Source organism: Photobacterium panuliri (assembly GCF_059920555.1).
Genome location: NZ_CP197192.1, coordinates 115,098 through 136,947 on the forward strand (window position 1 = coordinate 115,098; position 21,850 = coordinate 136,947).

The 21,850-nt window shown below is 52.6% G+C and carries 28 protein-coding genes; 7 read left to right on the forward strand and 21 right to left on the reverse strand.

What is annotated here, in order from left to right; all coding sequences use genetic code 11:
* From rplB to fkpA, 16 genes are all read right to left on the reverse strand, one after another.
* Entirely contained in the window at positions 1–825 is an 825-nt protein-coding gene (rplB, locus tag ACSF8X_RS00605) for a 50S ribosomal protein L2 (protein ID WP_047880891.1), read from the reverse strand.
* Between the two features lie 18 nt (positions 826–843).
* On the reverse strand, positions 844–1,146 hold the full coding sequence (rplW, locus tag ACSF8X_RS00610; protein ID WP_047880890.1) for a 50S ribosomal protein L23: 303 nt from the start codon (positions 1,144–1,146) through the stop codon (positions 844–846).
* Positions 1,143–1,745, reverse strand: coding sequence for a 50S ribosomal protein L4 (gene rplD, locus ACSF8X_RS00615; RefSeq protein ID WP_047880889.1), 603 nt, complete (start codon positions 1,743–1,745; stop codon positions 1,143–1,145). Before rplD ends, rplW begins: the two co-directional genes overlap by 4 nt.
* Before the next feature lie 16 nt (positions 1,746–1,761).
* Complete coding sequence (rplC, locus tag ACSF8X_RS00620) at positions 1,762–2,391, reverse strand: 50S ribosomal protein L3 (protein WP_047880888.1); 630 nt, start codon at positions 2,389–2,391, stop codon at positions 1,762–1,764.
* A 14-nt stretch (positions 2,392–2,405) separates the two neighbouring features.
* Positions 2,406–2,717: a 30S ribosomal protein S10 gene (gene rpsJ / locus ACSF8X_RS00625; RefSeq protein WP_002541412.1), complete on the reverse strand. Its 312-nt coding sequence runs from the start codon at positions 2,715–2,717 to the stop codon at positions 2,406–2,408.
* A 378-nt stretch (positions 2,718–3,095) separates the two neighbouring features.
* The gene (gene bfr, locus ACSF8X_RS00630; RefSeq protein ID WP_047880887.1) at positions 3,096–3,575 is read right to left on the reverse strand and encodes a bacterioferritin; all 480 of its coding nucleotides are present in this window, start codon (positions 3,573–3,575) and stop codon (positions 3,096–3,098) included.
* A gap of 85 nt (positions 3,576–3,660) precedes the next feature.
* Positions 3,661–3,849, reverse strand: a complete 189-nt coding sequence (locus ACSF8X_RS00635; protein ID WP_500850466.1) for a (2Fe-2S)-binding protein — start codon at positions 3,847–3,849, stop codon at positions 3,661–3,663.
* A 288-nt stretch (positions 3,850–4,137) separates the two neighbouring features.
* Complete coding sequence (tuf, locus tag ACSF8X_RS00640; RefSeq protein WP_500850467.1) at positions 4,138–5,322, reverse strand: elongation factor Tu; 1,185 nt, start codon at positions 5,320–5,322, stop codon at positions 4,138–4,140.
* A gap of 111 nt (positions 5,323–5,433) precedes the next feature.
* A complete protein-coding gene (gene fusA, locus ACSF8X_RS00645) occupies positions 5,434–7,530 on the reverse strand; it encodes an elongation factor G (protein WP_047877870.1) in 2,097 nt (698 codons plus the stop codon).
* Positions 7,531–7,623: 93 nt separating this feature from the next.
* Entirely contained in the window at positions 7,624–8,094 is a 471-nt protein-coding gene (rpsG, locus tag ACSF8X_RS00650) for a 30S ribosomal protein S7 (protein WP_047877869.1), read from the reverse strand.
* A gap of 95 nt (positions 8,095–8,189) precedes the next feature.
* A complete protein-coding gene (gene rpsL, locus ACSF8X_RS00655) occupies positions 8,190–8,564 on the reverse strand; it encodes a 30S ribosomal protein S12 (protein WP_005595139.1) in 375 nt (124 codons plus the stop codon).
* Positions 8,565–8,743: 179 nt separating this feature from the next.
* Positions 8,744–9,037 (reverse strand): sulfurtransferase complex subunit TusB, encoded by a 294-nt coding sequence (gene tusB / locus ACSF8X_RS00660; protein ID WP_500850468.1) that lies wholly within the window; start codon positions 9,035–9,037, stop codon positions 8,744–8,746.
* A gap of 19 nt (positions 9,038–9,056) precedes the next feature.
* Positions 9,057–9,413 carry a sulfurtransferase complex subunit TusC gene (gene tusC, locus ACSF8X_RS00665; protein WP_047877867.1) on the reverse strand — a complete coding sequence of 119 codons (357 nt, stop codon included), beginning with the start codon at positions 9,411–9,413 and terminating at the stop codon, positions 9,057–9,059.
* A gap of 9 nt (positions 9,414–9,422) precedes the next feature.
* Positions 9,423–9,815, reverse strand: coding sequence for a sulfurtransferase complex subunit TusD (gene tusD / locus ACSF8X_RS00670; protein WP_500850469.1), 393 nt, complete (start codon positions 9,813–9,815; stop codon positions 9,423–9,425).
* The gene (locus ACSF8X_RS00675) at positions 9,812–10,534 is read right to left on the reverse strand and encodes a helix-turn-helix transcriptional regulator (protein ID WP_047877865.1); all 723 of its coding nucleotides are present in this window, start codon (positions 10,532–10,534) and stop codon (positions 9,812–9,814) included. Before ACSF8X_RS00675 ends, tusD begins: the two co-directional genes overlap by 4 nt.
* A gap of 244 nt (positions 10,535–10,778) precedes the next feature.
* A complete protein-coding gene (gene fkpA / locus ACSF8X_RS00680) occupies positions 10,779–11,591 on the reverse strand; it encodes an FKBP-type peptidyl-prolyl cis-trans isomerase (protein ID WP_500850470.1) in 813 nt (270 codons plus the stop codon).
* Positions 11,592–11,769: 178 nt separating this feature from the next.
* On the opposite strand from fkpA, the gene ACSF8X_RS00685 reads away from it, so the two are divergent.
* Both ACSF8X_RS00685 and ACSF8X_RS00690 read left to right on the forward strand, forming a co-directional pair.
* Positions 11,770–12,747 (forward strand): WD40 repeat domain-containing protein, encoded by a 978-nt coding sequence (locus ACSF8X_RS00685; RefSeq protein ID WP_047877863.1) that lies wholly within the window; start codon positions 11,770–11,772, stop codon positions 12,745–12,747.
* 4 nt (positions 12,748–12,751) lie between these two features.
* Positions 12,752–12,973: a SlyX family protein gene (locus tag ACSF8X_RS00690; protein ID WP_047877862.1), complete on the forward strand. Its 222-nt coding sequence runs from the start codon at positions 12,752–12,754 to the stop codon at positions 12,971–12,973.
* An 87-nt stretch (positions 12,974–13,060) separates the two neighbouring features.
* Here ACSF8X_RS00690 and slyD read toward each other — a convergent pair whose 3' ends face one another.
* From slyD to kefG, 4 genes are all read right to left on the reverse strand, one after another.
* Positions 13,061–13,627 (reverse strand): peptidylprolyl isomerase, encoded by a 567-nt coding sequence (gene slyD / locus ACSF8X_RS00695; protein ID WP_047877861.1) that lies wholly within the window; start codon positions 13,625–13,627, stop codon positions 13,061–13,063.
* A 74-nt stretch (positions 13,628–13,701) separates the two neighbouring features.
* Complete coding sequence (locus tag ACSF8X_RS00700) at positions 13,702–13,941, reverse strand: YheV family putative zinc ribbon protein (protein ID WP_047877860.1); 240 nt, start codon at positions 13,939–13,941, stop codon at positions 13,702–13,704.
* A 36-nt stretch (positions 13,942–13,977) separates the two neighbouring features.
* Positions 13,978–15,786: a glutathione-regulated potassium-efflux system protein KefB gene (kefB, locus tag ACSF8X_RS00705; RefSeq protein WP_500850471.1), complete on the reverse strand. Its 1,809-nt coding sequence runs from the start codon at positions 15,784–15,786 to the stop codon at positions 13,978–13,980.
* Positions 15,776–16,348 carry a glutathione-regulated potassium-efflux system ancillary protein KefG gene (gene kefG / locus ACSF8X_RS00710; protein ID WP_500850472.1) on the reverse strand — a complete coding sequence of 191 codons (573 nt, stop codon included), beginning with the start codon at positions 16,346–16,348 and terminating at the stop codon, positions 15,776–15,778. The genes kefB and kefG overlap by 11 nt, the downstream gene beginning before the upstream one ends.
* A gap of 206 nt (positions 16,349–16,554) precedes the next feature.
* Between kefG and ACSF8X_RS00715 the strand changes: the two genes are divergently transcribed.
* The 5 genes from ACSF8X_RS00715 (at position 16,555) to ACSF8X_RS00735 (ending at position 21,283) form a co-directional block, all read left to right on the forward strand.
* Positions 16,555–18,477 carry an ABC transporter ATP-binding protein gene (locus ACSF8X_RS00715; RefSeq protein WP_500850473.1) on the forward strand — a complete coding sequence of 641 codons (1,923 nt, stop codon included), beginning with the start codon at positions 16,555–16,557 and terminating at the stop codon, positions 18,475–18,477.
* A 24-nt stretch (positions 18,478–18,501) separates the two neighbouring features.
* The gene (locus ACSF8X_RS00720) at positions 18,502–18,993 is read left to right on the forward strand and encodes a TIGR02444 family protein (protein WP_500850474.1); all 492 of its coding nucleotides are present in this window, start codon (positions 18,502–18,504) and stop codon (positions 18,991–18,993) included.
* Positions 18,990–19,964: a hydrolase gene (locus tag ACSF8X_RS00725; RefSeq protein ID WP_500850475.1), complete on the forward strand. Its 975-nt coding sequence runs from the start codon at positions 18,990–18,992 to the stop codon at positions 19,962–19,964. The genes ACSF8X_RS00720 and ACSF8X_RS00725 overlap by 4 nt, the downstream gene beginning before the upstream one ends.
* A 107-nt stretch (positions 19,965–20,071) precedes the next feature.
* A complete protein-coding gene (locus tag ACSF8X_RS00730; RefSeq protein ID WP_047877854.1) occupies positions 20,072–20,290 on the forward strand; it encodes a YheU family protein in 219 nt (72 codons plus the stop codon).
* A 123-nt stretch (positions 20,291–20,413) separates the two neighbouring features.
* Positions 20,414–21,283, forward strand: coding sequence for a phosphoribulokinase (locus tag ACSF8X_RS00735; protein ID WP_047877853.1), 870 nt, complete (start codon positions 20,414–20,416; stop codon positions 21,281–21,283).
* Positions 21,284–21,384: 101 nt separating this feature from the next.
* On the opposite strand, the gene ACSF8X_RS00740 is transcribed toward ACSF8X_RS00735, so the two are convergent.
* Entirely contained in the window at positions 21,385–21,789 is a 405-nt protein-coding gene (locus ACSF8X_RS00740) for an OsmC family protein (RefSeq protein WP_047877852.1), read from the reverse strand.
* Positions 21,790–21,850: the final 61 nt, after the last annotated feature.

Below are 21,850 nucleotides of genomic sequence, written 5' to 3' on the forward strand. Positions count from 1 at the left end.
TTACTTGTTACGACGACGTACGATGTACTTGTCGGTACGCTTGTTCTTACGAGTCTTGTAACCCTTAGTTGGAACACCCCAAGGTGTAACTGGGTGACGACCACCAGAAGTACGGCCTTCACCACCACCGTGTGGGTGGTCAACTGGGTTCATTACAACACCACGTACAGTTGGACGAACACCGCGCCAACGTGAAGCACCAGCTTTACCTAGTTCACGTAGCATGTGTTCTGCGTTACCAACTTCACCGATGGTTGCACGACCTTCAGAAAGAACTTTACGCATCTCACCAGAACGTAGACGAACAGTCACGTAAGCGCCTGCACGTGCAACGATCTGAGCGTATGCACCAGCTGAACGAGCCAGCTGAGCACCTTTACCAGGCTTAAGTTCAACACAGTGTACAGTTGAACCTACTGGGATGTTGCGCATTGGTAGAGTGTTACCAACTTTGATAGCAGCATCTGCGCCAGACTGGATTACGTCACCAGCCTGAAGACCCTTAGGTGCGATGATGTAGCGGCGCTCACCGTCTGCGTACAGAACTAGAGCGATGTTTGCGCTACGGTTTGGATCGTATTCTAGACGCTCAACTTTCGCTGGGATACCGTCTTTAGTACGTTTGAAATCGATGATACGGTAAGCATTCTTGTTACCACCACCGATGTGACGTACTGTGATACGACCGTTGTTGTTACGACCACCAGTTTTAGATTTCTTCTCAACTAGTGCTGCGTACGGCTTACCCTTATGCAGGTCAGAGTTAACCACTTTAACTACGTGGCGACGACCTGGGGAAGTCGGCTTACATTTTACAATAGCCATTCTTCTTTGCTCCTAGCCTTACTCTGCACCGCCAACGAAGTCGATGTCTTGACCTTCTTTCAAGATTACATACGCTTTCTTCACGTCTGAACGACGGCCTTGGCGCATACCTTGACGTTTGGTCTTACCCTTAGTGATAAGAGTATTTACAGACTTAACTTCAACCTCGAACAGTTTTTCAACTGCTGCTTTGATCTCTTTCTTAGTTGCAGTCATCGCTACTTTGAAAACGATAGTGTTACCGTTTTCAGCAGCCATGGTTGCTTTTTCAGAGATGTGCGGAGCACGTAGAACTTTTAGAATACGCTCTTCAGTGATCATGCTAGCATCTCCTCAACTGCTTTAACTGCTGCTGCAGTCATAACAACTTTATCGAAAGCGATCAGGCTAACTGGATCAATTGCCTTCGCGTCACGTACGTCTACTTTGTATAGGTTACGTGCAGCAAGGAATAGATTCTCATCTAGTTCGCCTGTTACGATCAGTGCGTCTGTCAGCTCAAGCTCTTTCAACTTAGCAGCTAGTGCTTTAGTTTTTGGAGCTTCGATTGAGAATTCTTCAACAACGATTAGACGCTCTTGACGAACTAGCTCAGACAGGATGCTCTTCATCGCACCACGGTACATTTTCTTGTTAACTTTCTGGCTGTGGTCCTGTGGACGAGCAGCGAAAGTTACACCACCGGTACGCCATAGCGGGCTACGGATTGTACCAGCACGAGCGCGGCCTGTACCCTTCTGGCGCCATGGCTTAGCGCCACCACCAGAAACGTCAGAACGAGTCTTCTGAGCACGAGTACCTTGACGAGCACCTGCTGCAAAAGCAACAACTACCTGGTGTACAAGCGCTTCATTGAAGTCACGCCCAAAAGTAGTTTCGGAGACAGTTAGTGCGTTAGCACCTTTGACTACCAATTCCATTACTAACTCCTCGACGTTACGCTTTAACAGCTGGTTTAACGATCACGTTGCCACCTGTAGCACCTGGGACTGCACCTTTGATAAGAAGCAGATTGCGCTCAGCGTCAACACGTACGATCTCTAGGTTTTGAGTCGTTACACGCTCAGCACCCATGTGACCAGCCATTTTCTTGCCTTTAAATACGCGACCTGGAGTCTGACACTGACCGATAGAACCAGGAGCACGGTGAGACAAGGAGTTACCATGGGTCATATCTTGAGTACGGAAGTTCCAGCGCTTAACAGCACCTTGGAAGCCCTTACCCTTAGATGTACCAGTAACGTCTACTTTTTTAACTTCGTTGAATAGCTCAACAGTTAGCTCAGCGCCAACAGCGAACTCTTCGTTGTTCTCTAGACGGAATTCCCAAAGACCGCGACCTGCTTCAACACCTGCTTTCGCAAAGTGACCAGCTTCTGGCTTAGAAACACGGTTAGCTTTCTTAGTACCAGTAGTTACCTGGATTGCGTTGTAGCCGTCAGTTTCAACAGATTTAACCTGTGAAACGCGGTTCGCTTCAACTTCAACCACAGTTACTGGGATAGAAACGCCATCTTCGGTAAATACGCGGGTCATGCCCACTTTACGACCGATTAGACCAATCATTCTCTTATCTCCCCTTAACCTAGGCTGATCTGAACGTCAACGCCAGCAGCTAGGTCTAGACGCATAAGAGCGTCAACAGTTTTGTCTGTTGGCTCAACGATGTCGATAAGACGCTTGTGAGTACGGATTTCGTACTGGTCACGTGCATCCTTATTAACGTGAGGAGAAATAAGAACAGTGAAACGCTCTTTACGAGTAGGTAGTGGGATTGGACCCTTAACCTGCGCGCCAGTGCGCTTAGCTGTTTCTACGATTTCCGCAGTAGACTGGTCGATCAAACGGTGATCGAAAGCCTTTAGGCGGATACGAATACGTTGGTTCTGCATTAGACAGAGCTCCAATTCAAAAATTTTACACAAACAATATCGCCACTCAAACCCGTCAAGACGAGAGAATGTCGATTGATTTATGTGAACGTAGCATCCCGATTGGATACATTGTCAGTCAATTTAATGACTGCGAACTTAAGTCAGAGTGTACATTAACAGATCGCTAAGCGACCCTTCCTCAACGCTCATTGGTTCACAACTGCGCTTACGAGGTTAACCTCGGGCAGTGGGAGGCATTATACAGATCACAGTTTTAAGCGCAAGCCCTGTTGGAAAAATAATCACGGAAGTTTTTTTGTCACGAATGGCAGGCAACAAGGTACGAGATCCAGTCCTCTCAGCCCTCCCCTTTCCTGCCACAACAGCTACCGAAACTCAGTCATCTTCGTCAACAATCTGGGCTTGATTGTAATTGGCTATCCCCATTTTCTCGATAAGCCCAAGCTGGGTTTCGAGCCAATCAACGTGCTCTTCTTCATCAGAAAGGATGGATTGGAACAAATCACGAGAGACATAGTCGTGGACATCTTCGGCGTAGGCAATCGCATCGCGCAGATCGGGGATCGCCGCCATTTCCAATGCCAAATCGCATTCGAGCATTTCTTGGGTATCTTCGCCGATGTTGAGCTTGCCGAGATCCTGCAAGTTAGGGATCCCCTCGAGGAATAAGATACGTTCGATGAGGTGATCGGCATGGTTCATCTCATCGATGGACTCATGGTACTCCTTGTCCGCAAGGTGCTTTAGCCCCCAGTCCTTGTACATTCTGGCATGGAGAAAGTACTGATTGATGGCAACAAGCTCATTGCCGAGGATTTTATTGAGGTGTTGGATTATCTTTGGATCGGCTTTCATAGCACATGGCTCCTCTATCGATTCCATAAAGCATAGAAGCGATCAGGAGCCTGTCAAAAACAAGCATGGTCGATATAGGACGGGGTCAGCTGGCTTTTTGGTACTGAGCCACGACGGTTTCTTCGAGGATCTGTCTTGCCTGACGAATACACTTGCCGCACTGCGAGCCCAGCGGGGTGATTTGGCGAAGGCCGCGAATATCAAAAATCCCTTGCTGCTGAGCAAGTTTGACAATTTTCTTATCGGAGATCCCATGACACAGACAGACAAACATACGATTCTTACCTTGATTACACGATGTAAATATAAACAAGAATCCTTTTCATTACCATCACGAGTAAGCTCTTTATGTAGACCAATTAGGCATTAGTGATAGAGCTATATATTCGATTTACAAATATAAATGCAGCAGTGTAAGCAAAGATAGGCTATTGCACAGACTATGGGGCTGCCCGTTTAATAGATATGAGAGCGCACGAGGAAGGGATGCGATACGAAACAACAGATAAAAAAAGGGAGCCGAAGCTCCCTTTTTCTGTACTTAGTTATGCACTAATTGCTATTAAGCAATGATAGTTGCAACAACACCAGCACCTACAGTACGGCCACCTTCACGGATAGCGAAACGTAGACCTTCGTCCATCGCGATAGGAGCGATTAGAGTAACAGTCATAGAAACGTTATCGCCAGGCATTACCATTTCAACGCCTTCTGGTAGCTCGATAGTACCAGTTACGTCAGTTGTACGGAAGTAGAACTGTGGACGGTAACCTTTGAAGAATGGAGTGTGACGGCCGCCTTCATCTTTAGAAAGAACATAGATTTCTGAAGTGAAAGTAGTGTGTGGAGTGATTGAACCTGGCTTAGCAAGAACCTGACCACGCTCAACTTCGTCACGCTTAGTACCACGTAGTAGAACACCAACGTTCTCACCAGCACGGCCTTCGTCAAGAAGCTTACGGAACATCTCAACACCAGTACAAGTAGTCTTGATAGTGTCTTTGATACCTACGATTTCTACTTCGTCACCAACAGTGATGATACCCTGCTCAACACGACCAGTTACAACAGTACCACGGCCCTGGATTGAGAATACGTCTTCGATTGGAAGAATGAACGGACGGTCGATCGCACGCTCTGGCTCTGGGATGTAGTTATCTAGCGCTTCAGCAAGCTCGATTACTTTAGCTTCCCACTGCTCTTCACCGTTAAGTGCACCTAGAGCAGAACCCATGATTACTGGGCAATCGTCGCCTGGGAAGTCGTACTCAGATAGAAGTTCACGAACTTCCATTTCTACTAGCTCTAGAAGCTCTTCGTCATCAACCATGTCACACTTGTTCATGAACACGATGATGTAAGGGATACCAACCTGACGGCCTAGTAGGATGTGCTCACGAGTCTGAGGCATAGGGCCGTCAGTTGCAGCAACAACTAGGATACCACCGTCCATCTGAGCAGCACCGGTGATCATGTTTTTAACGTAGTCGGCGTGTCCTGGGCAGTCAACGTGTGCGTAGTGACGAGTCGGAGTATCGTACTCTACGTGAGAAGTAGAGATTGTGATACCACGCTCACGCTCTTCAGGAGCGTTGTCGATTGATGCGAAGTCACGAGCAGCACCGCCGTAAACTTTAGCAAGAGTAGTACAGATAGCTGCAGTTAGAGTTGTTTTACCGTGGTCAACGTGGCCGATAGTACCAACGTTAACGTGCGGTTTTACGCGTTCAAATTTTTCTTTAGACACGATCGTGTTCCTTCCTAGTTGTGATACGCCCCATTGAAATAAAATGATGGGGCGCGTCAGAAGTTGCTATTTTATGCGCCAACAGCCATTGGCGCAATATAGATATTGCGATTAACCGCGTTCTGCGATGATGGCATCGGCGACATTCTTTGGTACATCAGCGTATTCGCTGAATTCCATAGAGTATGACGCACGACCCTGAGTCGCTGAACGCAAGTCAGTTGCGTAACCAAACATTTGCGAAAGAGGCACTTTGGCACGGATAATTTTCAGGCCAGCTGGGCCTTCATCCATACCTTCGATCATGCCGCGGCGACGGTTAATGTCACCAACAACATCACCCATCCAGTCTTCCGGAGTGGTTACTTCAACTTTCATCAATGGCTCAAGGATAACAGGTTCTGCTTGTAGCGCACCCTTCTTGAATGCCATAGAACCGGCAATCTTAAATGCCATTTCGTTGGAATCGACGTCATGGTAAGAGCCGTCGAACAGGGTTGCCTTGACATCCAGTACAGGATAGCCCGCAAGCACACCGTTGTTCATCTGCTCTTCGATACCCTTAGCAACAGCACCAATGTACTCTTTAGGTACCGCACCACCAACGACTTCATCCACGAACACGAAACCTTCATCAGGCTCCGATGGTTCGATTTTCAGCCATACGTGACCATATTGACCGCGACCACCTGACTGGCGCACAAACTTCCCTTCCACTTCCGTTTTACCACGGATAGTTTCACGGTATGCAACCTGAGGCTTACCAACGTTACATTCAACGCTGAATTCACGCTTCATACGATCAACGATGATATCCAGGTGAAGTTCACCCATACCCGAGATCAATGTCTGGCCAGATTCTTCATCCGTTTCAACACGGAATGACGGGTCTTCTGCGGCTAGTTTACCTAGCGCGATACCCATTTTCTCTTGGTCAGCCTTAGAACGAGGCTCAACAGCAATCTGAATTACAGGCTCTGGGAAGTCCATGCGCTCGAGGATCACTTTATGATCGCCGTCACACAGAGTATCACCCGTTGTCACGTTTTTCAGACCGATTGCTGCTGCAATATCACCAGCACGGATTTCTTTGATTTCTTCACGCTTGTTGGCATGCATCTGTACGATACGGCCAAAACGCTCGCGCTTCTCTTTTACAGAGTTGTAGACACTGTCACCAGAGTTTACAACACCAGAGTAAACGCGCATGAAGGTCAAGCTACCAACGAATGGGTCGGTTGCGATCTTGAACGCAAGCGCTGAGAATGGTTCATCATCGCTAGAGTGGCGTTCAACTTCTTCACCGTTTTCGTCTTCACCACGGATAGCTTTCACTTCTGTCGGCGAAGGCAGGAATTCGATAACTGCATCAAGTACAGCCTGAACACCTTTGTTTTTGAATGCTGAACCACAAGTTGCAAGCACGATTTCGTTGGCGATAGTACGCTGACGAAGGCCGGCTTTGATTTCAGCTTCAGACAGGTCGCCTTCTTCAAGGTACTTGTCCATCAGCTCTTCAGACGCTTCGGCTGCGGCTTCAACTAGGTTCTGACGCCATTCCTCGGCAAGTTCCATCATGTCAGCCGGGATGTCTTCATAGGTAAATGACATACCCTGATCAGCTTCATCCCAGTTGATTGACTTCATCTTGATAAGGTCAACAACGCCTTTGAATTCGTCCTCAGCACCAATGTTTAGCTGGATTGGCACAGGGTTAGCACCAAGACGGTTCTTGATCTGGTCGACAACACGCAGGAAGTCAGCACCAGCACGGTCCATCTTGTTTACGAAAACCATACGCGGTACTTCGTATTTGTCAGCCTGACGCCATACGGTTTCAGACTGCGGCTCAACACCCGAAGAACCACAGAAAACAACAACGGCACCGTCAAGCACACGCAATGAACGCTCTACTTCGATAGTAAAGTCAACGTGTCCAGGGGTATCGATGATATTTACGCGGTGTTCTGGGAACTGAGCTTCCATACCACGCCAGAAGGTCGTAGTGGCAGCAGATGTGATAGTGATACCACGCTCCTGCTCCTGCTCCATCCAGTCCATGGTAGCAGCGCCATCGTGAACCTCACCGATCTTGTGAGATAAGCCTGTATAAAACAGGATACGCTCGGTAGTGGTTGTCTTACCGGCGTCAACGTGAGCACAAATACCGATGTTACGGTAGCGCTCGATAGGCGTTTTACGAGCCACGGCAGTATCCTCTTGCTAAGGGGAACCTTAGAGTATGGTTTAGGCACAGCAGGCAAAGCCTGCTGTGCCCAAGTGGTATTACCCGGTAAGTGATTACCAGCGGTAATGTGCGAACGCTTTGTTCGCGTCTGCCATACGGTGAACGTCTTCACGTTTCTTAACAGCAGAACCTTTGTTGTCAGCTGCATCTAGCATTTCTGCTGCAAGACGCTGAGCCATAGATTTTTCACCACGCTTACGCGCAGCTTCAACCAACCAACGCATAGCTAGTGCGTTACGACGTACTGGACGTACTTCTACAGGCACCTGGTAAGTTGAACCACCCACACGGCGAGATTTAACTTCTACCGCTGGACGTACATTTTCAAGAGCTTTTTCAAATACTGCTAGGTGTTCTTCACCTGACTTTTCAGCCATTGCATCAAGTGCAGTGTAAACAATCTTTTCAGCAGTAGATTTCTTACCGTCAACCATTAGGATGTTAACGAATTTTGCCAGCAATTCAGATTTGAACTTAGGATCTGGAAGGATCTTACGCTGACCGATTACGCGACGACGTGGCATGGAATTTCTCCGTTGTCTTCTTCAGGTTATCCAAAACTTTTCAGTTTCTTCAAAAATCAAATAATTTAGTGTTTGGCCTTACTTAACGGAATCCATTAAGACTTAGGACGCTTCACACCGTACTTAGAACGAGCTTGTTTACGGTCGTTTACGCCAGCACAGTCAAGTGCACCGCGAACAGTGTGGTAACGAACACCTGGAAGGTCTTTAACACGACCACCACGGATAAGAACAACTGAGTGCTCCTGAAGGTTGTGACCTTCACCGCCGATGTAAGAAGTTACTTCGAAACCGTTTGTTAGACGAACACGGCACACTTTACGTAGTGCTGAGTTAGGTTTCTTAGGAGTAGTAGTGTATACACGAGTACATACACCACGCTTCTGTGGGCACGCTTCTAGTGCAGGCACGTTGCTTTTTACAACTTGCTTAGCACGTGGCTTACGTACCAACTGGTTAATAGTTGCCATTAAATAGCTCCTGAAAATATTACTTTCGTAAATGTGAAAAATCCGCCTCCCAACAACAGGAGGACGCGAAATTTTAGGCATCGCACCTAGAGGTGTCAAGATGTAACCAACGATCAATCAGATGATCATTTCTTGAACAGAAGAATTTTAGCCCTATACCGGGCGTTCAACAACGGGATTCAGTCCCATTTCATCTGTGATTCATGCTCAACGGTAAGCGACACAAACCCTTTATAATCAACGAGATGAATCTCACCATTGGTGTCAACACCGAAACCTCGAGCGGCCAAGTCAGGCTCGAGTAAATAAATTTTTACGCCAGCATTCTCAAAGTCAGTAAACCAACGATTTGTATCTGTTATCGCCACAACTGCATCTTGGATCAGCAATATTGCATCACCTTCGGCCAATAAAGAGCGACATTGAGCGAATGAATGACTAGAAAACGGGGAGCGAGTCAGGATATGTAACATAGCGACGGGGTCTCTTGATTCAGAATGTCAACACGCGCTGACAGCCATGCAGTACGTCACGAAAACGCACTGATTCGCACACTTCGGCCTCAATCAGCAACTGAGCCGGTTCAATACCGCGCTCACGCAGCGATGCCGCGCAAACATACACCTGCTCAATGTCGTAGAGTTCGAACAATTTGAAAGCGGCCCCGTAATCACGGGACAAGACCTGTCCCGGCTGCTGCCCTTTGAGGATTTGAAATACGCCATCACCATGGAAAAACACGGCAATATCTTCACTGTAGGCGGAAGCGGCCAATATGGCATCTTGCCCCTCACGCCCCGCCGCAGTCCCGTGCGGTACAGAACGAAAAACAAAACCCAATGTGTTCATTTTTGGCTCCTAAAACTGAATGACGCGATCGGCACTGAGCAGCGACTCAGCCAAGCCGCCAAGACCTGCTTGCTCGAAACCGGAGGCAAGGTTATTCCCCGGCAGCTGGTTCTGCTCGGCTTCAAGCTTGCTCACCACCCCACGCCGCAAAGCCGCGGCGACGCATGTCTGAAGCTCCACGCCATATTCAGCGGCCAGTGCCTGCCAGCCCGCAACAAGGTCAAACTCATCAGAAGCCGGCGCAGTCAGGGCTGACCCGTTATGCACCCCATCCTGGTAGAAAAAAACCCGCGACAGGGTATGCCCTTCTTCGATCAGAGCGAGGGCAAACTGGTACGCCGTTCTGGCCGATTGGGTGCCATAGGCCGGCCCCTGCACCAACAAGGCATAGTTGAGGCTCATTTTTCGCCGTCCTCGGTCTTACGCTGACGGATATAGAGGTAAACCGTATGCTTGGAGATATTCAGACGATCAGCGACGCGGTTAATCGCATCCTTGATATCGAAAATCCCCTTGTCGAACAGCTCCATTACGATTTGGCGGTTCTTGGCATTATTCGACACGTTCTTGTCAGCGTTGATTTCCTCGATGGTACGCTCGACCGTCTGGTCCACCAATTCGTCGACATCGCTGGCAAAGTTCACCGATGAGGCAGCCTGCTTGGCTTCGTCTGTCGGCATGAAAGACTGCAGGATCTGGGAGAACGGCGCGTCCAAGTTAACATTGATACATAGCAAGCCAATGATATTGTTCTCGCCGTTGCGGATCGCGATGGTGATCGACTTCATCAAGTCGCCGCCCTTGGCGCGGGTAAAGTAGGCGCGGGAGAAGTTGCGCTCCGAGCCCTCGATATCGCGCAGCATCCGCAGCGCCAGATCAGTGATCGGCGACCCGACTTTACGACCGGTATTCTCACCGTTGGCGATCTTAATCGCAGAGGTATTCAAGTCAGCCAATGAATGCAGAACAATTTCACAAAACGGGCCAATCAACGCGGCAAGCCCGTCAACCACAGCTTCATAAGAACGCAGGATAATATAATCGTGCTCGCTAAACGCACGGGGCTCAATCAGGTCGCTCTCGACCATGACGTCAGAGCCAAAGTTATCAGTAGATACCACGAGTCTTTTCTTCCTTGCTCATTCCCATTTTATTTAGCTTCCGGCCACTGGGTGGAACTCAGTGAAATTAAATAGAATGGGCTATAGCCACGGCACGGTACCGCACGCTATAAAGTTTCAAATCTTGCTAGCAAGTTTATCAGATTTATGACAGGTGCCAGAAGTCTTCTTGTTACAGAACTCTGCACTGTTATAAAAAAACCCGGCGTTATGCCGGGTTGTTTAGTTCAAAGTGTCCCAAGTTTTACTGTGCGGCTTGCTCTGGCGCGCTTGGCTTATCCGCTTTAACGATGTCCAATAGCTCAACTTCGAACTTCAATGTTGAGTTAGCAGGGATGCTTGGGTTTGCCTGTGAGCCGTAAGCCAACTCAGGCGGAATCACGAAAGTGAACTTAGAGCCTACAGGCATCAGCTGTACGCCTTCGGTCCAGCCAGCAATCACTTGATTCAACGGGAAGGTCGCAGGCTGGTTGCGCGCGTATGAGCTATCGAACTCAGTACCGTCAATCAAAGAGCCCTTGTAATGAACCTTCACGGTATCGGTTGCAGCAGGCTTGGCACCCTTGCCTTCAGTATCAATATGGTACAGCAGACCAGTGTCAGTCTTCACCACGCCGTCTTTCTTGGCAAATTCAGTACGGAACTCTTCACCTGCCTTCAGGTTCTTCGCGGCTTCTTCCTGAGCTTTCTTCTGCACCATGTCTGATACGCGCTTGTCCAATGCCTGCAACGTCTGCTGAGTTTCCTCATCGGTCAAACGGCTGTTGTCAGCAAAGGCATCTTTCACACCGGCAAGAACTTGCTCGCGGTTCAAAGACAGACCCAGTTCGTTCTGCTGCTCAAGGTTCATCGCAAGGTACTGACCAAATGACGCACCGATAGCATAAGCGGCTTTGTCATCTTCAGATGCAAATGCTGCCGCCGGTGCCGCTTCAGTGGTAACCTGCTCTACTTTCGCAGGCTCTGCCGGCTTGGTCTCTGCAGCTTTTTCATCTTGGCAGCCAACAGCAAGAAGAATGGTTGCCGCCAAAACGGACATCTTAAGAACAGGTTTCATGTAACTCTCCATCATTTATACTGAGGGAATACCTCAAAATTCGTATTCACTTTCCCCAATCTATAGGAAATGCGCTTTATATCAATATACTAACACTCACCTTATTGATTGACTGCGCTAACAGTGAATTAATAAGGCATCTCGTTTTATTAGCAGGGCAAATCGGAACCAGACTTGAATGCGAACACTCAAACGCGTATCCATGCTTATTGTGGCACTAATCACCCTAACTGGCTGTTTTTTTTCCTCTCAGGAACAACAACGCTGGGTATTAGCACCCGAGGGAGCAACCAGTTTCAGCCTCAGCCGCGAAGGGCGCTTTGCCCTGTACCATACGGCCTTACAAGGTATCGTGCTGTGGGACTTACAGCAAAACAAAAAGTTAGCTGATTTTGGTTCTCAAGATCAATATCACAATACCGTGCTGCACAGCCACCTATCCGACAACGGCCGCTACGCGATCACCGCCACCGCCAAGAGCTTCGCGGTCTGGGACTTAGCCTGGGGGCGCTCTGAAGGCCTATGGTCAATATCCGACGGACTCATTCGCGATATCACTATCGCCAACAACGGTCAGCATGTCCTCCTCGCGTTGTCCAACGGCAAGGCCTTGTATGTCGACTTGGGCACCGGACGACGGCTAGAGTTCCTTGCCCACCAAGAAAAAGTTAATTCCGTTGCCCTCTCGGCCAACGGACGGTTCGCCCTTTCCGGCGGCAACGACCACCATGCCTACCTCTGGGATACACGCAGCGGTCAGATCCTCTATGATTTCGCCCATAAAAGCAGGATCAGCCGGGTGGCACTTCATCGTGACGGCATACTGGCAATGACGGCCGACGGTGGCAACGAGGTCACTATCTGGAACCTATTTGACGGCACCAAGCAAACCGACCTTGATCTCGCCTTGCGCCAGCAGAATTTGTCCAGCGCCCGTTTTTCGGCGGACGGCAGCAAGCTGGTCACGGGGACCCCCGCCAAAAGAATCGAGCTGTGGGATACCCAAACCGGCCAGAACCTCGGCCGCTGGGAGGCGGCGGGGCAACAGGATACTCGATCGTCTACGGCAGTCGTGTATGATGTCGCCATTACTCCAGAGGGCAACGTGATCTCTGGCACTTCAGCAGGTATCGCCCAACAGTGGGCGGTGGAATAACGTGATGACCGAACTCGAACAACTCAAAGCCCGTATCGATGAACTGGAAATGAAACAGGCTTTTCAAGAACAGACCATCGACGATCTTAACGAAGCCCTGACTGCGCAGCAGTTTTTGATCGACAAGATGCAGACCCAGATGAAATTCATGGTCGGCAAGGTCAAGGGCATGGAGCCGTCTAATATGGCCTCAGAGTCGGAAGAAACCCCTCCTCCGCATTATTGATGCGGGGTGGGTTTACGGCCGCCCCGCTATAAATTGCAGACAATAAAAAAGGAAGCCCTTGGGCTTCCTTTTTTCTATCACAGAGGCTTAGTGCGAGCAGCAACCGCCGTGACCTTCGCCGCCGCAGCAGCCTTCGTCTTCATGACCGTGGTCGTGGTCACCACAACCACCGCCGCCACAGCAACCGCCACCTTGGTGGATGTGGCCGTGAGCGATTTCTTCTTCAGTTGCTTCACGTAGTGCAACAACTTCAGCAACGAATGTCAGAGTCTGGCCAGCCAGCATGTGGTTGCCATCAACAACAACGAAATCGCCGTCAACTTCGGTTACTTCAACAGGAATTGGACCCTGATCAGTATCTGCTAGGAAACGCATACCCACAGTGATCTCGTCAACGCCCTGGAATACTTCAGCAGGTACACGCTGAACCATCTCGTCCATGTGCTCGCCGTAAGCATCTTCAGGAGCAACAGTCACTTCAAACTTGTCGCCAGCTTCACGGCCTTCAAGCGCGTTTTCCAAACCTACGATCAGGTTGTTGTGACCGTGCAGGTAATCAAGCGGTGCATCGACAGTTGACTGGTCAACCACTACACCATCTTCAGTTTTCACTTGGTAAGCCAGGCTTACTACGATGTCTTTAGCGACTTTCATGTTTACTCCAATTTTGAACTGGGTATCTAGGGATTTCGCCTGCATGATACCGGATAATGGCACATGGATGCCAACTATCTGTTTCGGGTGAGGTCACCCTTTTCGTCGTCGGGCTTGAAGATCCCGATAACCTGCTGTTTGGTCTGAGCTGAAAGTTGCCCGCTTTGCTCGACAGATTGCGGGGCTCGGAGATCATGATGGCCACAAGCCACACATTCCACCCGCTCAATATCGTGCTCCTGCCACCAGCGCAATGTATCTTGCTGCTTGCAGGCCGGACACACCGCCCCGGCGATAAACCGTTTCTTGGTCATTGTGCTCCTTGCCTCCTCAACGGTAACCGACCGAGTTCAATCCCAGTCATTGTGACGTTCGCGCTCGCCGCGCATCTCGCGGTCGAAAATCTCTTCCAGCTCTTTGCGCGCCTCCTTGGCCCGCGTCGCTAAATGGACATCCTCGGAATGCTGCGGCAACAAATCGCGCAGTGCCGTGGTATCCAACTTGCGAAAATGGGATTCGGCCCGCTTAGCTTGGTAAGGGTGCATACCCAAAGATATGAGGGCCTGACGTCCTAAATCAAGGGCACTGGCAAAAGTTTCGCGCGAAAAGCACTCAACCCCGTGGCTCAACAACTGGTGTGCCTCGACCCGGCTTCTGGCCCTGGCCATAATTTTAAGCTTGGGAAAATACCGCTGGCACAACGCCACGACTTCCATCACCTCACCCGGATCATCGGTACAGATAATAATCGCCTCGGCTCGGTCCGCGCCCGCCGCACGCAATAGCTCGACCTGAGTCGCATCGCCATAATAGACCTTGTAACCAAACTTGCGCAGAAACTGGATTTGGGTGGGGTCGCGCTCAAGAACCGTCACCCGGATCTTGTTGGCAAACAGCAACCGCCCCACAACCTGCCCGAAACGGCCAAAGCCGGTGATAATCACCCGTGGCTGGCGGTCAACGACGTCAGACTCGATCTGTTCATCTGAATCTGTCTTGAAACTGCGGACAAACCAGTAGTCCTGAACCTTGAGTACCAACGGCGTGGTCATCATCGACAGGCTCACCACCACCAGCAGAAAGGAAGCCAACTCGGCCCCCAGCAACCCCTGTCCCATTGCGGCGGTAAACAGGACAAAGGCAAACTCGCCGCCCTGACTGAGGATCGCCGCCATCTGGCTACGGGCCTTGGCCTGGATCCCGAAACTACGGGCCAAGAGATACAGAACCAACCCCTTGACAGCAACAAGGCCGACAACGGCCAGCAGGATCTGCAGCGGGTACTGCAGCAGTAAACCAAGATTAACCGCCATGCCCACAGAGATGAAGAACAGCCCAAGCAGCAACCCCTTGAACGGCTCGATGGCGATCTCCAGCTCATGACGGTACTCACTCTCGGCAAGCAGCACCCCGGCCAAGAACGTGCCCAACGCCATCGACAAGCCAAGCGACTGCATCCCAAGGGCAATCCCGACCACCAGCAGCAAGGCCGTCACCGTAAACAGCTCGCGGACATTGCTCATCACCACCCAGCGGAACAGCGGCCGCAGCAAAAAATGACCGCCAACCAGCAATACGGCAATACCGCCGACCATCCAAGCCAAGTCAACCCAGCTGCCGCCTCCGCCACCGGCCAGCACGGGCAATATCGCCAGCATCGGGATCACTGCGATGTCCTGAAACAGCAAGACGGCAAACCCTGCCTGCCCCGTATCGCTCCCCGCCAGCCCCTGCTCGTCTATCACCCGCAACGCGATAGCTGTCGACGACAGTGCCAACCCCATCCCGACCACAAGCGCATCAGCCCATGTCAGCCCCGGTAGCAGTGAGCCTCCGGCCACCATCATCGCCAAGGTGATCACCACGCTGGTCAACAGCACCTGGCTACCACCCAGCCCAAGAATCGGCCCTCGCATCTGCCACAGCTTCTTGGGGTTGAGCTCCAACCCGATCAAAAACAGCAGCAACACCACCCCGAACTCAGAAAAGTGCAGTATCGCATCGACATCATCAATCAACCCCAACCCCCAAGGGCCGATAGCAATCCCGGCCAGCAGGTAACCCAGTACCGAACCGATACCAAGACGCTGGGCAATCGGCACGGCCACTACGGCCGCCGCCAAGAAAACCACGCTGACAGAAAGGATATCACCGGCCATCCCATCCCCCCTTAGGCACTACCGCCAGCGGATCTCGGATCCAGTCACGGTAGGCCCGGGCATGGGCCGACCGTTCGGCTGCGGGGATCCGCCGAGCCCAATGCAATACCAGCGGCGGCAGCCAGTGCATCTGGCACAGGGCCGCGCTGAGTTCGAAGGGCTTGAGGATCTCGTCAACGCTGCAGCGATTATAGCCATCGGGGGTGTAGGCTTCCGCCGCCCCCCCAGTGGTGATCACCGAGCGCCAGTACTTGCCTTGGGTATCATTCCCCTCGCCATGGGCAAAGCCCTTGCAGAGGATCACGTCTATCCATTCCTTGAGGAGCGCGGGACAGGAATACATATACAGCGGATGCTGGAAAACCAGAACATCATGCTGGCGAACCCGCTCGCGCTCGGCAGCCTCGTCAATAAAGAAATCCGGATAGACCGCATACAGATCATGAAGTGTCACATTGGGCAGGGGCTCGACGGCTGCCAGCATCTCGCGGTTGGCGACCGAAGCAGCAGGATCGGGGTGGGCATAAATCACCAGTACACGCGGTGGGCCTTGTTGGGTCATAACAGTCCTTGTTGCTCGCGCCGCCCCTGAAAAACAGGGAACGGCAACGTTTTGTTAACCTTTATCCTCATAATACATAATCGGGTACAAATAGCACGGCCGCCACTGCCATCTTTGCAATTAGCAGTCCCCACCGCTTTCGGGTAGACTGCCGCACATATTGTTGTATTCAGTCTTTTGCGGAGCGGGACACCCCGGCACAGTCAATGATCACCTTTTCTGACATCCAACTCCTGCGCGGCGGCAAGGTCCTGCTGGACCAGGCCTCGGCGACCATTCATCCCGGCGACAAAGTCGGCCTTGTCGGCAAGAACGGCTGTGGCAAGTCCACCCTGTTCGCCCTGCTCAAGCACGAACTCAGCGTCGATGCCGGCAACTGCCAGTACCCTGCCAACTGGGAACTGGCCTGGGTTGCCCAGGAGACCCCGGCCCTCGAGCGCAGTGCCATCGAATACGTGATCGACGGCGACCGCGAGTACCGCCAATTGGAGGCCGAACTGGCTGCCGCCGAGGAGGCGGACAACGGCACCAAAGTGGCCGAGCTCCACGGCAAAATCGAAGCCATCGGCGGCTACAGCATCCGTGCCCGCGCAGCCGAGCTGCTTGACGGCCTTGGTTTCTCGCAAGAGCAAATGAGCTGGTTCCTGACCCAATTCTCCGGTGGCTGGCGAATGCGCCTCAACCTGGCCCAGGCGCTACTATGCCGCTCCGACCTGCTGCTGCTCGACGAACCGACCAACCACCTCGACCTTGATGCCGTGATGTGGCTTGAGAAATGGCTGCAGGGATACCGCGGCACCTTGGTTCTGATCTCCCACGACCGTGACTTTCTCGACCCGGTCGTCAACCGGATCGTGCACATCGAAAACCAGACCATGAACAGCTATACCGGCAACTACTCGTCGTTCGAGACCCAGCGCGCCGAAAAGCTGATCCTGCAACAGGCGATGTACCAGAAGCAGCAGAAGCAAATGTCGCACATGCAGTCCTATATCGACCGCTTCCGCTACAAGGCCAGCAAGGCCCGCCAAGCCCAAAGCCGTATCAAGGCGCTTGAGCGGATGGAGAAGGTCCTTCCGGCCCAGTTCGACAACCCGTTCAGTTTCGAATTTCGCGAGCCATCGGCCCTGCCCAACCCGATCCTGATGATGGATCAGGTCGCCGCCGGCTACGGCGACACACTGATCCTCGAAAAGATCCGCTTGAATCTGGTACCAGGCAGTCGTATCGGCCTACTCGGCCGTAACGGCGCGGGCAAATCCACCCTGATCAAGATGCTGGCTGGCGAGTTGCCGGCCAAGGCTGGCGACATGGCCTACTCGCAGGGTGTGAAGATCGGCTACTTCGCCCAGCACCAGCTCGAAACGCTGTACATGGATGACACCCCGGTCCAGCACATGGCTCGCCTCGCCCCGGAAGCGACCGAGCAGCAGTTGCGCGACTACCTCGGCAGCTTCGGCTTTGTCGGCGACAAGGCACTGGAAAAAGTCGGCCCGTTCTCCGGCGGCGAGAAAGCCCGCCTGGTACTGGCCTTGATCGTATGGCAACGCCCGAACCTGTTGCTACTCGATGAACCAACCAACCACCTTGATCTGGATATGCGTCAGGCCCTGACCCTGGCCCTGCAGTCTTTCGAGGGAGCAATGGTCATTGTCAGCCACGACCGCTTCCTGCTCCGTGCAACCACCGATGACCTCTATCTGGTCCACGACCGTCAAGTCGTGCCATTCGATGGCGATCTCAACGATTACCATAAATGGCTGACCGAGCAGCAGCGCAACGAACGACGCGAGCAGCAGGCTGCCAAGCCAGAGAGCAACAAGGACAACAGCGCGGCCTCCCGCAAGGAGCAAAAGCGTCTGGAGGCCGAATTCCGCAAGCTGACGGCCCCGCTGCGTAAGCAAGTCGACAAGCTCGACAAGCAGATGGAAAAACTCAGCGCAACCCTAGCGGATGCCGAGGCGCGTCTCGCGGATGCGACCATCTACGAAGCCGACAACAAAGCCCAGCTGACCGAGCAACTGCAGCGCCAGGCAGAATCCAAATCCCAGCTCGAAGACGTTGAGATGGAATGGATGGATCTGCAAGAGCAGCTCGAGGCGATGGAAGCCGAATTCAACCAACAGTAACCGCACAACCTAAGGGGGATGACAGTGTCATCCCCCTTTTTTCTGGGAGACAGCACCATGCCGATAGAGCGATTGGATCCTTCGCGCTTCTGGCAATTTGCCATTGACCACTACCGCCGCCCTGGTGTCGAGCATGCCTGCCTCGTCTTGCAAGACCAATACCATGGCAACGTCAACCTCGCCCTGCTCCTGCACTGGCTCGATACCCAATCGCTGGCCCTGTCGACACAGGAAATATCGGTACTGCTTGCCGCCCTGTCCGCCAGCGAACCATCCCTGCAAGCCCACCGTACCCGGCGACGGCAACTCAAACCCAGCCTGAGCAAAGAGCTGTACCGCTCGCTGCTCGACGAAGAGCTCCAGCTCGAGCAAGAACAGCAGCAATCGCTGATTGATGCCCTCTCCCCCATGGCACTCAGCACCACCCGGCATCCCCGCAACCTGTCAAACTATTGCCGCCTGCTGGCATTCCCTGCTAGCCTGATGCCATCACTGCAAGCTCAGGAGCGACTATGACCCCGTTCAAACCGGCCCTCGGATTACGCAACGCCCACCTCCAGACCCTGTTGCCCCGATTCATGCGCCGCTCACCGTTGTTCGAGCCCATCACCCAACGCCTTGATACGCCAGACGGTGACTTCCTGGATTTAGCCTGGACCGCACAGCCTGACAGCTGCCACCAGAACCAACCGGTCATGATCCTGTTCCACGGCCTCGAGGGCAGCTTTCACAGCCCCTATGCCAACGGCCTGCTCCATGCTGCCGCTCAACAGGGCTGGCTCGGGGTGATGATGCATTTCCGCGGCTGCAGTGGCGAAATCAACCGCCTTCCTAGGAGCTACCATTCCGGCGAGACCGACGACGCCCGCTTTTTTCTCCGGTGGCTGCGCCAGCAACTCCCGACCCAGCCTTTCATGGCGGTGGGCGTTTCGCTCGGGGGCAACATGCTGGTCAACTATCTGGCTGAGTCCCAAGAGCAGAGTGATCTCCTCGCCGCACAGGTGATCTCGCCACCGCTTGATCTCGCTGCCTGCTCGACGCGGATCCAGCAGGGGTTCTCCAAGATCTACCAGCTATACCTGCTTAGCTCGATGAAACGTACCCTCGACCGCAAGATTAGCACCCAGCCCGAAGCTATGCCCCTCGGTCAGGAGCAAGCAAGGCACATTCGCACCCTGTGGCAGTTCGACGAACAGGTTACCGCGCCGCTGCACGGCTTTGACGGTGCCAATGACTACTATCGGCGCTGCAGCGGGTTAGCGCGGCTTACAGAGATCACAACCCCGCTGCGGGTTATCCATGCCAAGGATGACCCGTTCATGACAGGGGCTGTGATCCCGTCTCATCCCCTTCCGCCGCACATCCACTATGATCTGGTCGACAACGGCGGCCATGTCGGTTTTGTGTCTGGCAGTTGGCACAAGCCTGCGCTATGGCTGGAAACGACTGTTCCCGAATGGTTCAGCCAAATCCTGAACCGCCGCTAGCCCAGTCCTGCTGGCGGATAGACATGGCAAGCGCAGGCAAGTAACAGCATTGCCAATAGGCGGGGCTTCCGGCAAGATACGGCTTTCCCCCCTTTAGGTAGCGTCCTATGATCATCCCCTGGCAAGATATTGACCCAGACACCCTAACTAACCTTATCGAGCACTTCGTCCTGCGCGAGGGAACCGACTACGGCGAGCGCGAGCTCAGCCTCGAGGAAAAGGTCGACCATGTCCGGGCCCAGCTCCGCAGCGGCGATGCCGTGATTGTCTTCTCCGAGCTCCATGAAACAGTAGATATCAAACTCCGCCATCAAATGGGCCACTGAAGCGCGCTCTCCCATAATGAGAAAATTGGGCGGAGGCTGTTGGCATTTTTGACGCCTCCGCTTGACCTAACCCCCGCGCCCTGTTAATAACTCTTTCCAATAATGTTAACGACAGGGTTTGTCATGTCTGCAAAACATCCGATTATTGCAGTTACCGGATCGTCCGGTGCGGGCACCTCGACCACCTCCGAAGCCTTCCGCAAAATGTTCAACATGATGGGTATCAATGCCGCCTGGCTTGAGGGGGACAGCTTCCACCGCTTCACCCGCCCGGAAATGGACGTCGAGATCCGCAAAGCCAAAGAGCAGGGACGCCATATCAGCTATTTCGGCCCCCAGGCCAATGACTTTCCGCTGCTGGCCGGCTTCTTCGAACAGTACGGCAACGATGGCAGCGGCAAATTCCGCCGCTACCTGCATACCTTCGACGAGGCCGTTCCCTATAACCAGATGCCGGGCACCTTCACGCCTTGGCAAGATCTCCCCGAAAATACCGATGTACTGTTCTACGAAGGGCTCCACGGCGGGGTGGTCGACGGCGATGTCAACGCCGCTCAGCACGTCGACTTACTCATCGGCATGGTACCGATCGTCAACCTCGAGTGGATTCAGAAAATCGTCCGTGATACCCGGGATCGTGGCCATTCCCGCGAGGCGGTGATGGAATCTATCGTCCGCTCGATGGACGACTACCTCAACTACATCACTCCTCAGTTCTCGCGCACCCATATCAATTTCCAACGGGTGCCGACCGTCGATACCTCCAACCCGTTCAGTGCCAAGGCCATTCCGAGCCTCGACGAGAGCTTCGTGGTGATCCGTTTCCGTGGGATCAAAAACGTCGACTTCCCGTACCTGCTGGCAATGATCCAAGGCTCGTTTATGTCTCGCCACAACAATCTGGTGGTACCCGGCGGCAAGATGAGCTTTGCGATGGAGTTAATCATGAGGCCGCTGATCCAAAAACTGATCGATACAGGAAAGATTGGGTAGTACAAGGGATAAGGGCGATCGCCCAGAGCACAGGAAGGGACTAGCAACACAACAGTTGGGCAAAACAACGTGGCGGCACAAAGGCCACCACGTTCAGGCGATCACGCCTCGACAACCTCGTAGGAATGGGTCATCTCGACCCCTTCCCCTAGCATCAGGCAAACCGAGCAGTACTTCTCCAGCGAATTGGCAACCGTCTCGGCCACGATGGCACTGTCGAGCCCCACACCGGTAACCACAAAGTGCAAGTTCACCGTGGTGAACAGGCGGGGTGCCTGATCGCGCCGGACCGAGCTGATCTGCGCCTCGCACGCCGTGATTTTCTGACCGGCTGACTTCAGGCCGTCCACCACATCCACTGAACTGCAACCTCCGGCAGCCATCAATACCAGTTCCATCGGACTCGGGGCTTTTTCGCCACCATTACCGTCCATTACCACGCTATGGCCCGAATTTGACTGGCCTAAAAAGGTCATATTCTCGACCCATTTCACTCGCGATTGCATCGTGTTCTCCTTACTACAAACAGGGGGTTTTGGCACTATCTGGCAACTGTGTGATCATGTG

Excerpts from the sequence above, each read along its gene's own strand:
- ACSF8X_RS00725 (WP_500850475.1), top strand. The coding sequence starts at position 18,990 with ATGACCCCGTTCAAACCGGCCCTCGGATTACGCAACGCCCACCTCCAG.
- ACSF8X_RS00685 (WP_047877863.1), top strand. The coding sequence starts at position 11,770 with ATGCGAACACTCAAACGCGTATCCATGCTTATTGTGGCACTAATCACC.
- ACSF8X_RS00730 (WP_047877854.1), top strand. The coding sequence starts at position 20,072 with ATGATCATCCCCTGGCAAGATATTGACCCAGACACCCTAACTAACCTT.
- tusB (WP_500850468.1), bottom strand. The coding sequence starts at position 9,037 with ATGTTACATATCCTGACTCGCTCCCCGTTTTCTAGTCATTCATTCGCT.
- ACSF8X_RS00715 (WP_500850473.1), top strand. The coding sequence starts at position 16,555 with ATGATCACCTTTTCTGACATCCAACTCCTGCGCGGCGGCAAGGTCCTG.
- rplC (WP_047880888.1), bottom strand. The coding sequence starts at position 2,391 with ATGATTGGTCTAATCGGTCGTAAAGTGGGCATGACCCGCGTATTTACC.
- ACSF8X_RS00740 (WP_047877852.1), bottom strand. The coding sequence starts at position 21,789 with ATGCAATCGCGAGTGAAATGGGTCGAGAATATGACCTTTTTAGGCCAG.
- fkpA (WP_500850470.1), bottom strand. The coding sequence starts at position 11,591 with ATGAAACCTGTTCTTAAGATGTCCGTTTTGGCGGCAACCATTCTTCTT.
- kefB (WP_500850471.1), bottom strand. The coding sequence starts at position 15,786 with ATGGCCGGTGATATCCTTTCTGTCAGCGTGGTTTTCTTGGCGGCGGCC.
- ACSF8X_RS00690 (WP_047877862.1), top strand. The coding sequence starts at position 12,752 with ATGACCGAACTCGAACAACTCAAAGCCCGTATCGATGAACTGGAAATG.
- tusC (WP_047877867.1), bottom strand. The coding sequence starts at position 9,413 with ATGAACACATTGGGTTTTGTTTTTCGTTCTGTACCGCACGGGACTGCG.
- rplW (WP_047880890.1), bottom strand. The coding sequence starts at position 1,146 with ATGATCACTGAAGAGCGTATTCTAAAAGTTCTACGTGCTCCGCACATC.
- slyD (WP_047877861.1), bottom strand. The coding sequence starts at position 13,627 with ATGAAAGTCGCTAAAGACATCGTAGTAAGCCTGGCTTACCAAGTGAAA.
- rpsL (WP_005595139.1), bottom strand. The coding sequence starts at position 8,564 with ATGGCAACTATTAACCAGTTGGTACGTAAGCCACGTGCTAAGCAAGTT.
- ACSF8X_RS00735 (WP_047877853.1), top strand. The coding sequence starts at position 20,414 with ATGTCTGCAAAACATCCGATTATTGCAGTTACCGGATCGTCCGGTGCG.
- tusD (WP_500850469.1), bottom strand. The coding sequence starts at position 9,815 with ATGAGCCTCAACTATGCCTTGTTGGTGCAGGGGCCGGCCTATGGCACC.
- rpsJ (WP_002541412.1), bottom strand. The coding sequence starts at position 2,717 with ATGCAGAACCAACGTATTCGTATCCGCCTAAAGGCTTTCGATCACCGT.
- rplB (WP_047880891.1), bottom strand. The coding sequence starts at position 825 with ATGGCTATTGTAAAATGTAAGCCGACTTCCCCAGGTCGTCGCCACGTA.
- rplD (WP_047880889.1), bottom strand. The coding sequence starts at position 1,745 with ATGGAATTGGTAGTCAAAGGTGCTAACGCACTAACTGTCTCCGAAACT.
- ACSF8X_RS00635 (WP_500850466.1), bottom strand. The coding sequence starts at position 3,849 with ATGTTTGTCTGTCTGTGTCATGGGATCTCCGATAAGAAAATTGTCAAA.
- bfr (WP_047880887.1), bottom strand. The coding sequence starts at position 3,575 with ATGAAAGCCGATCCAAAGATAATCCAACACCTCAATAAAATCCTCGGC.
- kefG (WP_500850472.1), bottom strand. The coding sequence starts at position 16,348 with ATGACCCAACAAGGCCCACCGCGTGTACTGGTGATTTATGCCCACCCC.
- rpsG (WP_047877869.1), bottom strand. The coding sequence starts at position 8,094 with ATGCCACGTCGTCGCGTAATCGGTCAGCGTAAGATCCTTCCAGATCCT.
- ACSF8X_RS00700 (WP_047877860.1), bottom strand. The coding sequence starts at position 13,941 with ATGACCAAGAAACGGTTTATCGCCGGGGCGGTGTGTCCGGCCTGCAAG.